This window comes from Arenibacter hampyeongensis (genome assembly GCF_002909255.1).
GTDB classification, from domain to species: Bacteria; Bacteroidota; Bacteroidia; order Flavobacteriales; family Flavobacteriaceae; genus Arenibacter; species Arenibacter hampyeongensis.
This window is the reverse complement of the sequence record NZ_PIOB01000003.1, coordinates 357338-372630: the sequence shown is the minus strand read 5'-3', so window position 1 is coordinate 372630 and position 15293 is coordinate 357338. Positions and strand designations below refer to the sequence as shown.

The following is a 15293-nucleotide window of genomic DNA, read 5'->3' as shown; positions in this document are numbered from 1 at the left end:
TCTAAAATCGAAATCATTATAATTAACTAAATAGAAAATGAAAATTATTAAAAGGAATTTATTCCAGACCGCTTTAATCGTGTTGCTTTTGGTGGGATGTAAATCCAAGGAAGAGAAGGTTGTCGCTACAGCTGAAACTACGCAAAAGCCCAATATTGTATTTATTTATATGGATGATTTGGGCTATGGTGATATGAGCGCCTATGGTGCAACGGAAATCAGCACTCCCAATATGGATGCATTGGCAACGGGCGGTGTACAGTTTACAAATGGTTATGCCTCGTCTGCGACGTGTACTCCCAGTAGATATGCCATATTAACGGGAAGGTATCCCTGGCGTAACAAAGATGCCAAAATATTACCGGGAACTGCCCCCTTGATAATTGATACGGCTCAAATGACCGTGCCCAGAATGTTGCAAGGGGAAGGTTATGCCACCGGTATTGTGGGTAAATGGCATTTGGGACTTGGAAGCGGAAATGTGAACTGGAATGTAAGGGTGTCACCTGGCCCCAATGAAGTTGGTTTTGATTATTCCTATATTCTTGCGGCAACCCAGGATAGGGTACCAACAGTATATATTGCCAACGGTCACGTAGACGGATTGGATCTCAATGATCCCATTGAAGTGAGCTATGATAAAAATTTTGAAGGTGAACCCACAGGGTTGGACAATCCTGAACTAACTACTATAAAATGGCATCACGGTCATAACAACAGTATAGTGAATGGAGTTCCTAGAATTGGCTTTATGAAAGGTGGGGAGTCCGCCAAATGGAGCGATGTTGATATGGCGGACCATTTTCTGACCAAAGCCCAACAGTATGTAAAAGACCACAAAAACAAACCTTTCTTTTTGTATTATGCCTTGCAACAGCCACATGTGCCACGTACACCGCACCCTCGTTTTGCCGGAAAATCCGGAATGGGTCCAAGGGGTGATGTTATTTTGGAGGCCGATTGGATGATAGGGGAGTTTATAAAAACCTTGGAGAATGAGGGAATTCTTGAGAATACATTGATCGTCTTCTCCAGCGATAACGGCCCAGTGGTCAATGATGGCTATTATGACGACGCAGTAGAGAAATTGGGCAATCATACCCCAGCAGGAATTTTAAGGGGAGGTAAATATAGTTTGTTCGATGCGGGTACAAGGGTTCCGTTTATCACCTATTGGAAAGGTAAAATAGCACCAGGTAAATCTGATGCCTTGGTATGCCAGTTAGACTTGTTCACCTCTATTGCCGCCCTGGTCGGAAGTGATGAGAAAGGTGAGGATAGTGAGAATCTTTTGGATGCATTTATGGGTAAATCCAAGGACGGAAGGGAAGAGTTGGTGTTGGAAGCAACCTCAAGAACAGCCTTTAGAAAAGGGAATTGGGCTATGATTCCCCCTTATAAAGGACCTGCATTAATTAAGTCGGTCAATATAGAAATTGGAAATTCAGAAGAGTATCAGCTCTATGATTTGGAAAAAGACCCAAGTCAAAAGGAGAACTTGGCAAAATCCAATCCTGAAAAACTTCAGGAATTGGTTGCGGATTTTGAAAAAATTAGAGGTATTTCAAAGGAGGGTATTCAGGACTTGGAGTTAAAATAAGGTATGTAAATTACCCATAGCCAGAAAGAATGAATTGAATCTTGATCTATGAAAAAATCTACCTTTTGTGCCTTGTTGGTTGGAATCTTGTTCCTGACCCCAGTAGCGAACGCCCAAAAAAGTACGGAAAGGCCCAATATCCTATTTTGCATTGCAGATGATGCATCCATGAAGAGTTTTGGAGCCTATGGCGATACTTTTGTCAATACGCCTTCTATCGATAGCCTGGCCAAAGAAGGGGTAGTTTTTAACAATGCGTATAACGGAAATCCAAAATGTTCCCCGGCTCGGGCCTGTATTCTTACAGGAAAATACAGTTGGCAGCTCAAGGAGGCGGCGGATCACAATGGTCGGTTTCCTTCCGAGTTTGAGACGTATCCGCAATTATTGGAAAAGGAGGGATATAATGTAGGTTTTACAGGTAAAGGCTGGGGGCCCGGTGTATATGATACTACTGATAATCCAGCCGGACCGGAATACAACAGTATAAAAATAACACCCCCGTATGAGAATATAAGTAATATAGATTATGCCGCCAACTTTGGTGCATTTTTGAACCTAAAGGGAGAGGAAAAACCTTTCTGTTTTTGGTTGGGGGCCAAGGAGCCTCATAGGGCCTATGAACTGGATTCTTGGAAAAAGGCAGGGCGTGAATTGAAAGAAGCGGTTGTCCCCCCCTTTTATCCTGATAACGACATTGTTCGTGGAGACCTGCTGGATTATGCCAATGAGGTGGAATGGTTTGATACCCAAGTAGGTAGGGCCATACAAATATTGAGGGAAAGAGGTTTGTTGGAAAATACTTTGATAGTGATTACCTCTGATCATGGGATGCCATTCCCTAGGGTAAAAGGGCAAATTTATGAAGAGGGCTTTCACATACCATTGATCGTTTATTGGAAGGGTAAAATCTACCCTGGTCGTACTGTGAACGATTTTGTAAGTTTTTCCGATTTGGCACCAACATTTATGGAAGTAGTGGGGGCTAAACCACATCGGCAAATGACTGGAGGAAGTCTTATAAAACAGTTGGTCTCTTCAAAATCTGGACAAATAGACCCTTCACGTGATCATGTATTATTGGGCAAGGAACGTCATGATGTTGGTCGTTCAGATCAAGACGGGACAGATTTGGCCTATCCGGTCCGCGCCATTCGGAATGATTCGTTACTCTACGTCCATAACATAAAACCAGAAAGATGGCCTGTTGGAAATCCCGAATACGGGTTTTTAAACTGCGATGGATCCCCAACCAAAACTTACCTTATGGATTTAAAACCTGGGGATAAGGAATACTTCTTTTTTGAGATGAATTTTGATAAAAGGCCAGAACATGAGCTGTATAACATTCAGGAAGATCCACATTGTATCAATAATTTAGCCGATCTTCCCGAATATGCTGTGCAAATAAAAAAACTTCGCATTCAAATGGAAACAGAGCTTATAGCTCAGGGAGACCCTCGAACCTTAGGTAATGGCGATATTTTTGATAACTATATATACTACGGTAAGCGTTTGGATTACAATACAGGGGAGCGTATATCTCCTTTGAAATATGTGAAACAGGGTGAATAATTTAGCACGTTAAAAGATATTGTTATGTCCCTATTTACACCAATGCTGCTGGTACTCCCTGAATTAGGTCAGAACCAATAATTGCATAAACCCAATGTGGTTTTGATTTACATATGGATAGGGAGCCAAAGAAATTATGACTCTTGTTTATTCTATTTAAAACGATAAAATATGAAATATAAGTTAATTATTATTTCCGCTTATTTTGGTTTAATGTTTACAGGCTGTAGTGAAAAAAAGGAATCAGAGATAGCCGCACCAAAGCAAGTAGAGAGGCCCAACATAATACTCTTTGTAGCCGATGACCATGGAACCGATGCCCTCGGGGCCTACGGGAATAGGGTGATAAAAACCCCGAATCTGGATAAATTGGCCTCTGAAGGTGTGCGTTTCAATAACGCCTATTGTACCACTGCCAGTTGTGCTGCCAGTAGATCGGTAATTCTTACCGGACTCTATGGCCATGCCACCGGTTCTTATGGTCATGTACACGACTATCATCACTTTAGCACCTATGACATCGTAAAATCCCTGCCGGTGCTGCTTGAAAAAGAAGGATATGCCACGGCCAGAATCGGTAAATATCACGTGGCTCCGGAATCCGTGTACCATTTTGAACAAGAGTTGAAGGCCGACCCTAGAAGTACCGTGGCCATGGCAGAAGAATGCAAAGATATTTTGACATCCGAAAAGCCATTTTTTTTGTATTTCTGTACGGATGATCCGCATAGGGCAAATTCTACAGATCCCGAACAATGGGATGCACCAAACAGTTTTGGGAACAAGTTGGAAGGCTATCCAGGGGTAGAAACTATTGTTTACGATCCGGCTGAGGTCGTGGTGCCGGATTTTTTACCGGACACGAATGAAAGTAGGGAAGAAATTGCCCAGTACTATCAAAGTGTTTCCAGAATAGATCAGGGTTTTGGCAGGTTGATGCAGTTGCTTAAGGAGTCGGGGAAGGCGGACAACACTATTGTTATTTATATATCCGACAACGGCATGGCTTTTCCGGGAGCAAAGACCACCCTATATGAGCCAGGGATGAAACTGCCCTGTATTATTAAAGACCCTTTCTCCAAGTTGAAGAATACTGTTTCGGATGCTATGATTTCTTGGGTAGACCTTACGCCTACCATCTTGGACATGGCGCAGGTGGAAACAAAAGGATATTCGTTTCATGGGCGTTCTTTTAAAGATGTGTTGAATGTAAATGAACCTGAAGGCTGGGATCAAATATATGCATCCCATACATTTCATGAAATCACCATGTATTACCCCATGCGTGTGGTGAGCGACAAAAATTACAAGCTCATAAGAAACATTGCATGGAGATCGGAATATCCGTTTGCTTCGGATCTATGGGCCGCATCAACCTGGCAGGAGGTGCATAGAAGTCAAAAGGAGTTTTACGGAAAAAGAAAGGTACAAGATTACCTATTTCGGCCTGAATTTGAATTATTCGATTTGGTAAAAGACCCCAATGAAATCGTAAACCTGGCCAACGACCCTGACTATAAGGAAGTAATGGATAAAATGATCAAAAAAATGAAAGCCTTTCAAATTGAAACCCGTGATCCCTGGCTGATTACATGGGATCACGATGACTCTCTTCAGGGAACAGGAGTAAATTTATAGATTAACTATAAGTTCAAGTCCCAATTAATAACTATAAGCCTCTCACATGTAGTCTTAATCTTTTTCTAGAAGTGCACTGGTAAAGGCTTATGACTATTTAACCTGGGCAAGAAGGCAATAATTGGATTGTTGGTTAAGCCTTAGGGAAGATTTCTGATCGTGCATTATAAAAGAAACAGAAAGTAAGGAGAAACAAAGGTTTTAAAATAAGGAAATGAGAAAATATCAATTAGCCAAAGTAGAGTCTAAGAGTTTAAAAATTGTGATACTTCTTGTCATTTTCCTTTTGTGTGGGTCTGGTTTTTCACAATCGGAGGGGCTACTTTCGGAAAATGTGGTGTTCACATCTGAAATAGCCGAAGACGCTACCCCAGCTGTTTTGGCCAGGATTCATCAGGCCAGGGAATATCCCATCTCTGAAATTAAATTTGAAAAGGGAACCTACCATTTCTATCCGGATAAGGCCTTCGAAAAATTCACACGCATTTCCAATCATGACGATGTGTTGGCGAAGACTGCCATGCCTATATTTGGGATGCAGGACTTGACTATTAATGGCCAAGGTTCTACTTTTATTTTTCACGGGAGAATGATTCCTTTTCTAATTGAGGATTCAAAAAATATTACCATTACGAATGTTACTGTCGACTGGGCAGTGCCTTTCCATAGTGAGGGGCTAATAGTGGCCAATGACGGGATGAACAATTCTTTTGACATGGAGCTTTCAGAGGAGTATCCCTATGAGATTAGAAATGGACAATTAATTTTTGTCAAGGAGTATTATGAGCATAACTTGGGACAGTCCATTCTTTTTGACCCCACTCGGAATGCCATCGCCTTTAATACGGAAGTTTATACGCCAATAACCGCCACACGTAACTCTACTGTTCAGCACAATCTTGATAAAATAAAATATAAGTATAAGACCGACCCACGTTCCAAGGTGGAGAAAGTACGTGGAAAGGAGGATAATTTAAGGGTAGAGGAAGTTAAGCCGGGTACGGTCCGTATTTTTAATCACAAACAGAAATTGCCCCCCGTGGGAATGGTTTTGGTCTGCAAGGGCGATCAGAGTCTGAATCGCCTGGCACCTGCCTTTCGGATTACAGGAACAGAAGGCTTTAATGCAAAAAATGTGAATGTCCACCACGCAGGAGGAATGGGGTTGATTGCAGAGAATTCATCGGACCTAATTTTGGACAGCTTTAATGTTACCCCTTCCCAGGGAAGAATGGTCTCTACCACAGCGGATGCCACACATTTTGTTGGTTGTAGGGGCAAAGTGGTACTAAAAAATTGCACGTTTAATAATCAGTTGGACGATGCAACAAATGTTCATGGTACCTATCAGGAAGTGATAGACATTATAGGCAAAAAACGCATCGGTGTCCGTATGGGACATGCACGGCAACAAGGGTTTACTATTGGGCGCACCAACGATACTATTGGACTGGTGAGATTGGAGACTTCCTTTTTTCCGTATGACTATCTCACTCTGAAAAGTAATGAGTATTTAAACGGTAGGTATCAGATTCTAACCTTTAATGAAGACCTGCCAGCGGGGCTAAAGGTTGGCGATTTAATTGAAAATGTAGAGGGCTATCCAGAACTATTGGTGCAAAATTGTAATATTAGCAGTAACCGGGCTAGAGGACTTCTTATTTCCAATCCAAAGAAAACGATTATCGAGAACAATTTTTTCAGTACCGAAATGGAAGCTATATTGATACCTGTCGAAAGTAGTCATTGGTTTGAATCAGGGAATGCTGCCAACCTTATTATTAGGAACAATACTTTTCAGGACAATCAGCATAGTGGATTTAATAGAGGTGTGATTCGATTTGTTACGGACGATGAAAATCACAATATTGCCTTTAGAAATATTGAAATAACTAATAACCAGTTTCATCAATTCGACAATCTTGTTTTGGAGATTTCAAATGTTGATGGATTATTGTTTCAAGGGAATACGATAACCAATTCTGGCAGCTTCCCCATACTGTACCCCGATAATCCCGCCATTACGGTAAAAGCATCAAAAAATATCGTGTTCAAGAAAAACAAATATATGGGCAAGGCAAAACAAATACTATTGAAAGACGAATTGCTTCCCAACCTTAAATTTAAATAATCACCAAATATTAGAAAGTCAATGTCATACCTAAAAATAAGAAATCGCTACTCGTTACCAATTGTTGTTTTAATGATAATGGGATTGGGCGGGAAAATAGCTTATGCCCAAGAGGCAGGGACTATGGCCAATGATCAAAAACCAAACATTATATTTATCCTAACCGATGATTTGGGATATGGCGATGTAGGGGTATTTTTTCAAAATCAAAGACAGCAGATCAACGACCGCAGTGAACCTTGGGTCTTGACGCCCAATTTGGACAAAATGGCTTCTGATGGGGCATTAATGCCCCATCACTATGCCGCTGCACCGGTTTGTGCCCCTTCTAGGGCTTCCCTGTTGTCCGGTTTAAGTCAAGGGCACGCCAATGTAAGGAATAATCAGTTCGACAAAGCATTGGCGGATAACCACACCATGGGTAACGTACTTCAGAAGTTGGGTTATACCGCTGCTGCAATCGGAAAATGGGGTTTAATGGGTTCCAATAAATGGTCTGAAGATGGGGATAGTTGGCCTGCACATCCCTTAAACCGTGGGTTCGACTACTATTACGGCTATATGCGGCACAGGGACGGGCATGAGCATTATCCCAAGGAAGGTCTTTATAGGGGAGCAAAGGAAGTCTATGAAAATAAAACAGAGGTGAGTAAGGATCTTGACAAATGTTATACCGGGGACCTTTGGACGGCAGTAGCCAAAAAATGGATTGTAGAACAAACAAAAGGTAAAGGGGGAAAACAGCCCTTCTTTATGTATTTGGCCTTTGATACCCCACATGCCGTTTTGGAGCTGCCCACCCAGGCCTATCCCGAGGGGGGAGGTTTAAATGGTGGGCTGCAATGGACAGGGAAACCTGGTCAAATGATAAACACCGCTACCGGATCCATAGATTCCTGGATACATCCAGACTATAGCAATGTAACTTTTGATCATGATAACAATGAAGCTACACCAGAGGTGGCCTGGCCCAATGTTTATAAGCGATATGCCACGACTACTCGGAGAATCGATGATCAGGTAGGTGATATTTTAAAGCTATTATCCGATCTAAATATCGATCAAAACACCTTGGTGGTATTTAGTTCCGACAATGGGCCCTCTATTGAATCCTATCTGGACAATGAGCCCTATGAGGCCAACTTCTTTAATAGTTTTGGTCCGTTTGATGGAATTAAAAGGGATGTCCTGGAAGGGGGAGAGCGGTTGCCTACTATTGCCAAATGGCCGGCACGAATTAAGGCTGGACATGTGGTTAAATCGCCTTCAATATCCTATGACTGGTTGCCGACCTTTACTGATGCCGCTGGTAGTCCGGCACCCGTAAACACTGACGGAGTTTCCTTGTTACCGTCCTTGACTGGACTAGGGGACCAACAACAGAGTCTTATCTACGTGGAATATTCCCAAGGTCAGCCCACGCCAAATTATGACGAATTTTCACCGAATAATCGCGGTAAACTGAGGAAGGAAATGCAGATGATGCGGATCGGGGACCTGGTCGGACTCCGTTATGATATTAAAAATGCCAATGATGATTTTGAAATATACAATGTTATTAGCGATACCCAACAGGCTAATAATTTAGCGGGTAATGGGTATATGAAGGAGTTGCAGCAAACTTTTAAAGAAAGAGTACTGCAGGTACGTATGCCTGATGCCACTTCACAAAGACCATATGATAATGCGGCCATTGCTGCAAGTTCTGTGGAAGGGCTGACCAACGGACTTAGTTGGAAAGCTTACCAAAATTCGGCTCCTTGGTTGCCTCAAACAAATTCATTGCCGGCAACTTCAATGGGCAAGGTTGCATCCCTTGATCAAGTAGGAATAAAGTTGAACAAAGGGGAGTTGTTACTTTTTGAGGGATATATTAATATACCCGTGGATGGGAAATATACTTTCTCTATGAAGTCCGAAACTAAATGCTTTTTAAAAATTCATGGGGCAAGTGTTATTGATGCCGATTATGGATATGAAGCTGGTGCATCAAGAGAAGGGAGCATTACCCTTAAAGCAGGTTATCACCCCATTAAGATTTACTGCAGTAGAAACCCTAATAGCGCCAACACTCCGGAATTAAGCTGGGAAGGTCCATCCTTTTCGAGAACCAAAGTTCCCGAAAAGGCTTTCTTTACCAAGTAAAAATCAAATAGGAAATTAATAACCAAAAAGTATCCTATGAAAAATAGATTGGTATTGTTCGCATTATGGTTGTTAGCCTTTCCCTTGGTTGTGCAATAGCGGCCCAATATTATTTGGCGGGAATTTCTAGGAATTGAATGGGTATTTTTCGTAAGTTGCTATTGAAGTTTTTTAACTTCCTAAGTTTACGTGATAAACTCAATTTTTATGAGTCTCAAAAGAATCAACTTTTTATTGTTGTTATTTCTGATTTTTCTTTTTTTCTCGTGTTCAAAACAAACTGAAAAAGAGGAAGTACGGATAGGTTTCTCGCAGGCCATGTTAAATGATGAGTGGCGGCAATCCATGAATAATTCCATGGAAGTACAGGCCTCATTGTATCCCAATGTTACTTTAAGAATTTCGAACGCAAACTACAATGTTCGGCAACAAATAGCACAAGTAAAGGATTTCATAACTGACAGTGTTGATATCATTATTGTTTCCCCTATTCAATCGAAGCCTATTACTCCCATTGTGGAAGAGGCAATGAATGCCGGGATTCCGGTTCTGGTGGTGGATAGGAAAACGGACAACCAAAAATACACGGCATATGTAGGTGCAGACAATATTGAAGTTGGCCGTAATGCTGCAAAAATCATTGTTTCCAATGTTCAGGATTCATTAAGGGTTATTGAAATAAGGGGTCTAGCTGGATCATCTCCTGCTGAGGAAAGGAGCCTAGGCTTTCATCAGATTTTGGATAAATTTCCCAAAATAAAATTTGCAGGAACCATAGAAGGGGATTGGGAGAAGGAATCCATCACGGAAAGTTTACAAGAATTGTTGTCAAGCACCGGACCGGTAGATTATATTTTTGCCCATAACGATAGAATGGCCAAGGGTGCCTGGGAGGTAGCTAGGAATTTGGGCATGGAAGGCCAAATAAAAGTCATTGGTGTTGACGGACTTAATGGACCTAACGGAGGGATACAATTGGTAAAGGATGGGGTTCTAAATGCAACGATATTGTATCCTACAGGTGGTGCTGAAGCAATAAAGATTGCCTTGAAAATTTTAAACGCTGAAGTAGTGCCTACAAATAATATTCTGAGCACCACTGTTATTGATCAGTTTAATGCTGATATAATGCAGAATCAATTCAGTAAAATAAATGAGCAACAAGGTCTCATTGAATCTCAGATTTCCGCCATTAAAAGACAAGAGCAGCTCTACTATTCACAAAATAATATTCTGAAAATCATTATTATATTTTCGGTAATAATATTTGGCCTAGCTGTTTATAGCATATATTCCAAAATAGCTATATCCAAGAAAAATAGACAGCTGGAGTTGATCAATAAAAAGATTACTGTACAAAGAAATCAAATCGAGAAAATAGCCAATGAAGTAAAGGAAAGTAATGAGGCCAAATTGAACTTTTTTACAGGGTTATCCCATGAGTTTAAAACTCCTATCACGCTAATTATGAGTTCAATAGAATCGCTACGGGAATGGGACAAACAAAAGGGCTATAAAACTGGATTTGAGGTGGAATTGATTCAGAACAACTCCAATCGCTTACTTAGGCTGATCAATAATTTATTGGATTTTAGAAAAGTGGAGGACCAAAATTTCAATGTTAGGGCTTCAGAAACCAATATTTTTAGGTTTTCCAATAATATATTTAAAGAATTTATCGGGGAGGCAAAAAAGAGGGGAATCAAATTTAATATTACCACCAATAATGAAGATTTGGACTTGTTTATCGATAGAAATTTAATGGATAAAGTCTATTTTAACCTATTGTCCAATGCTTTTAAATTTACTCCTGATAATGGAAGAATAGATATTGAAATTCACGATAATTTAGACGAAAGTACTGTTGATATTCACTTTAAGGACAACGGAATAGGAATCCCGGAAAACGAATTGCAAAATGTATTCACCCCATTTTTTAAGGGTTCCAATAATAGGAAAAATAGTTCAGGCGTAGGGTTACATCTTAGTAAACAATTTGTAGAACTTCATCTTGGTAAAATTGAAGTTAAGTCCTATCACGGAACGGAATTTATTATTACCCTATTTAAAGGAAATACCCATTTTAATGAAGATCAAATTGTAATTGACCCGGATTTGGCGGATACAAGGCTTAGTGATTTTCCCGGGGAGATTACTTTGGATGATAACTATCTGGAACTGGATACCAAGATTAGGGAGGATAGCTATTCCATTCTTTTAATAGAGGACAATCGGGATTTGAGTTTTTTTCTAAAGAATAAACTAGGTGTCGAGTATGATATGATCTTGTCTGATGGTACCGATGGTATAGAGTTGGCATTTGAGCATATTCCTGATGTTATTATATGTGATATTAACTTGCCCGATAAAAATGGATTTGAAATTTGTGAAATCTTGAAAAACGATTTGCGAACATCTCATATTCCAATTGTCATCCTAACAGCCTTGGGCAATAAGGATTCTTTTCTACAGGGCCTTAAAAGCGGGGCCGATCTTTATTTGACAAAGCCATTCAGCTATTCCATCTTAACGCAATCAATAAAGTCGCTCCTTTACAATAGGGAAAAGTTGAGGTATTATTATACCAATAACATCCATAAAATTGATCAGGGACAAGCGTTTGGGAGCCCTGAACAATTATTTGTACGTCAACTAAATCAACAAATAAAGGGAAACCTGGACAATACCAATTTTTCCGTAGAAAATTTAGCTGATGCACTGAATATTTCGAGGGTTCAGTTATATAGAAAGGTAAAGGCAATAATAGGTATAAGCGTAAGCGATTATATTTCAAATTATAGATTGGAAAATGCAAAAACTATGTTAGAAAACACAGATCTTTCCATGTCTGAAATAGGGTATAGCACAGGATTTTCTTCCCCAAATTACTTTTCTACTGCCTTCAAAAGTAAATATGGTGTTACTCCAGGGGCTTATAAAAAATCACTTTAGGGTATTTTTATCTTTTTACCTTAATTCCATGTATCAATCTTAAACTTTTGTGTTACATAGTTATAACTGCTTCAATCCTTCTTTGTTAAATTTATTCCATTAACACACTGGTTATCAGTATTTTGAATTTATTTCATAAAAATGTTAACGAAATCATAATAGATTGTAACATTGGCAAAATTATCGCCAATTAAAATGTAATAATATAGTCTTCATATTTAATAATTGCGATATGAAGAAAATATTGGTTTGGTCTATTACTGCAGCCTTGGCTGGATTTCTTTTTGGTTTTGACACGGTGGTGATTTCCGGAGCGGACAAAAAATTACAGTTGCTATGGGGTTCTTCCGATGTGTTCCATGGAACTATAGTAATGGCCATGGCTTTGTGGGGAACAGTCGTTGGAGCATTATTGGGCGGAATACCTACCAATAGGTTGGGGAGAAAGAAAACGCTGTTCTGGATAGGGATTTTTTATACCGTATCCGCCTTGGGTTCTGCATTCGCAAACGACCCTGTTACTTTTGCCTTATTTAGATTTTTAGGTGGATTGGGAGTGGGTGCATCCACTATTGCCGCGCCTGCATATATTTCTGAAATAGCCCCGGCCAAGGATAGGGGTAAATTAGTAGGCTTATACCAATTTAATATTGTCTTCGGTATATTGGTAGCCTTTTTTTCCAACTACTTATTAAGTGGTATAGGTGAAAATGCTTGGCGATGGATGGTTGGGGTAGAGGCCATTCCTGCCGTAATCTATACTCTATTTGTTATGACCGTTCCACAGAGTCCAAGGTGGCTTCTGACCAAGCTTCGTACCGAAGAAGCTCTAAATGTACTTAAAGTTATAAATCCTGGTCAGGATGTAGAAAAATTGATGTTGGAAATAAATCAGGAGAATGAAAACAAAGTACCGGGCGAAAACATTTTTATAAAGAAATACCGCTTCCCATTAATTCTTGCCTTTTGTATGGCCTTTTTTAATCAGGCTTCCGGTATTAATGCCTTTCTATACTATGCCCCTAGAATTTTGGAAGAGGCCGGTCTGGGAGAAAGTACTGCATTATTGAGCAGTATTGGAATAGGGGTCACCAACCTGCTTTTTACCCTCTTGGGTATTTTTCTGATCGATAGGCTCGGTCGAAAACAATTAATGTATATAGGATCTTTTGGGTATATCGTTTCACTGACCTTGGTGTCCTGTGCTTTTTTCTTTGATTGGGAAGGAATGTCCGTAGCTATTTTTCTGTTCCTGTTCATTGCTGCACATGCCATTGGACAAGGTACAGTAATCTGGGTGTTTATATCAGAAATTTTCCCCAATCACTTAAGAGGTTCGGGACAATCTTTTGGAAGTTCAGTCCACTGGGTCTTGGCGGCAGTAATTCCGTCCTTGATTCCGGTCTTGTTTTCCTCTATTGGAGCAGGAACAGTATTTGCCTTCTTTGCTTTTATGATGTTTTTGCAATTGCTCTTTGTGGCTTTCATTATGCCAGAAACGAAGGGGGTTTCCTTGGAAGCTTTGAGTAAATCCTTGAGTAAGTCCAATGGCGGAAATACTAAGAAGGCAGAGGTAGTTAAAGAGAATAAATAGATAAAATTTAAACCCAATTTTTTGAAAGTATGAAAAAACATAGATTAAAATTAGTTGTTGCCATTGCAGGTCTGTGCATAGTTTTCGCATGCAGGGAACAAGGGCAGAAAGAGAACAAGGACATTGTTGTCCAGCAGGAAAGTACTGTGGATGCCGAAGAGGAATTGTATCGTCCAAATTACCATTTTACACCTAAGGTTGGATGGATGAACGATCCCAACGGGATGTTCCATTACAATGGGTATTATCATTTGTATTTTCAACATTATCCAGACGGTAATAAATGGGGTCCCATGCATTGGGGGCATGCCATAAGCACCGATATGGTAGAATGGAAGGAGCAGCCCATTGCACTATATCCGGATGATCTGGGATATATTTTTTCTGGAAGTGCAGTGGTGGATTTGCAAAATACCTCTGGGTTTGGGACAGGGGGACAAGTACCGATAATTGCCATGTTTACATATCATAATATGGAAATTGAAAAGGCCAATGGAATCGATGTTGAGTCTCAGGCCATTGCATATTCCTTGGATGAAGGTCTTACTTGGACCAAATATTCAGGAAACCCGGTCATAAAAAATCCAGGAATTAGAGATTTCAGGGATCCCAAGTTATCCTGGAACGAGGAATATAAGAAATGGGTCATGGTTTTGGCTGCCCAAGATAAAGTTATGTTCTATGGTTCAAAGGACCTTAAAAACTGGGAGCTGTTGTCGGATTTCGGCAAGGAATTGAATAGGGAGATTGGAACTCATGGTGGTGTTTGGGAATGTCCAGATCTATTTCCTGTTCCAGTAGAGGGTACTGATGAAACCAAATGGGTCCTCTATGTAAGTGTTAATCCTGGAGGTCCAAATGGCGGTAGTGCTACACAATATTTCATTGGTGACTTTGATGGCACAAAATTTACCATGGATAAGGATTTTGAAACAGTCCTTAACAAGGGTCAGAACTTTTGGATCGATTTTGGGAAGGACAATTATGCCGGGGTAACTTTTTCCAATGTTACCTCCAAGAACGGAGGGAAATTTTATATGGGCTGGATGTCCAATTGGGAATATGCCAACGAAGTACCTACCGAGACCTGGCGTAGTGCCATGACCGTGGCAAGGGAGATAAAATTGATCAAGGATGCAGATTCCTATAGGTTGGCTTTTAAGCCAGTTGATGAAATTGACGCCTATAAAGGTGTAAAGTATAAGAAAGAAAATATTGCAGTGAATGGGGAATTGGTACTCATCAATTCAGAAAGGATAAATTTTTCTAGGGCTGCAATCAACTTCAATATTTCTGATATAAAAAAAGATAGCTTCACTTTTAAGCTTTCCAATAAGCAAGGCGACGAATTGTACTTTGGATACAATGGCATCGATGATACTTTTTTCATCGATCGCAATAAATCAGGTAAAACAGGATTTTCCGATACGTTCTCGAATAAGAAAAGTATTGCGAAACGAATCTCCGGCAGTACTATGTTGTCCGGATCTATCCTTTTGGATAAGACTTCCATAGAATTATTTTTTGATGAAGGGTCCACGGTAATGACGGAAATCTTCTTTCCCAATACACCATTCGAGACGCTTTCAATAGAGACGGTCAATCAAGACTTTATTCTTGATTTATTAGAAGTAAATGAACTTAATATTAACTAAATA

At 40.1% G+C, this 15293-nt stretch carries 8 protein-coding genes; all 8 read left to right on the top strand.

Annotated features, from left to right (window positions below; translation table 11 throughout):
- Nucleotides 1–37 precede the first annotated feature (37 nt).
- Nucleotides 38–1600, top strand: coding sequence for a sulfatase family protein (locus CWD91_RS09930; protein WP_103440825.1), 1563 nt, complete (start codon nt 38–40; stop codon nt 1598–1600).
- 48 nt (nt 1601–1648) lie between these two features.
- Nucleotides 1649–3175 (top strand): sulfatase family protein, encoded by a 1527-nt coding sequence (locus tag CWD91_RS09925; protein ID WP_103440824.1) that lies wholly within the window; start codon nt 1649–1651, stop codon nt 3173–3175.
- A 171-nt stretch (nt 3176–3346) separates the two neighbouring features.
- Nucleotides 3347–4813: a sulfatase family protein gene (locus tag CWD91_RS09920; protein ID WP_239985725.1), complete on the top strand. Its 1467-nt coding sequence runs from the start codon at nt 3347–3349 to the stop codon at nt 4811–4813.
- A gap of 214 nt (nt 4814–5027) precedes the next feature.
- Entirely contained in the window at nt 5028–6944 is a 1917-nt protein-coding gene (locus tag CWD91_RS09915) for a right-handed parallel beta-helix repeat-containing protein (protein WP_239985723.1), read from the top strand.
- A 21-nt stretch (nt 6945–6965) separates the two neighbouring features.
- On the top strand, nt 6966–9089 hold the full coding sequence (locus CWD91_RS09910) for a sulfatase-like hydrolase/transferase (protein ID WP_205164625.1): 2124 nt from the start codon (nt 6966–6968) through the stop codon (nt 9087–9089).
- Nucleotides 9090–9296: 207 nt separating this feature from the next.
- The gene (locus CWD91_RS09905; RefSeq protein ID WP_103440822.1) at nt 9297–12041 is read left to right on the top strand and encodes a substrate-binding domain-containing protein; all 2745 of its coding nucleotides are present in this window, start codon (nt 9297–9299) and stop codon (nt 12039–12041) included.
- A 232-nt stretch (nt 12042–12273) separates the two neighbouring features.
- Nucleotides 12274–13635 (top strand): sugar porter family MFS transporter, encoded by a 1362-nt coding sequence (locus CWD91_RS09900; RefSeq protein WP_103440821.1) that lies wholly within the window; start codon nt 12274–12276, stop codon nt 13633–13635.
- Nucleotides 13636–13664: 29 nt separating this feature from the next.
- Nucleotides 13665–15290 (top strand): glycoside hydrolase family 32 protein, encoded by a 1626-nt coding sequence (locus CWD91_RS09895; RefSeq protein WP_103440820.1) that lies wholly within the window; start codon nt 13665–13667, stop codon nt 15288–15290.
- Nucleotides 15291–15293 lie beyond the last annotated feature (3 nt).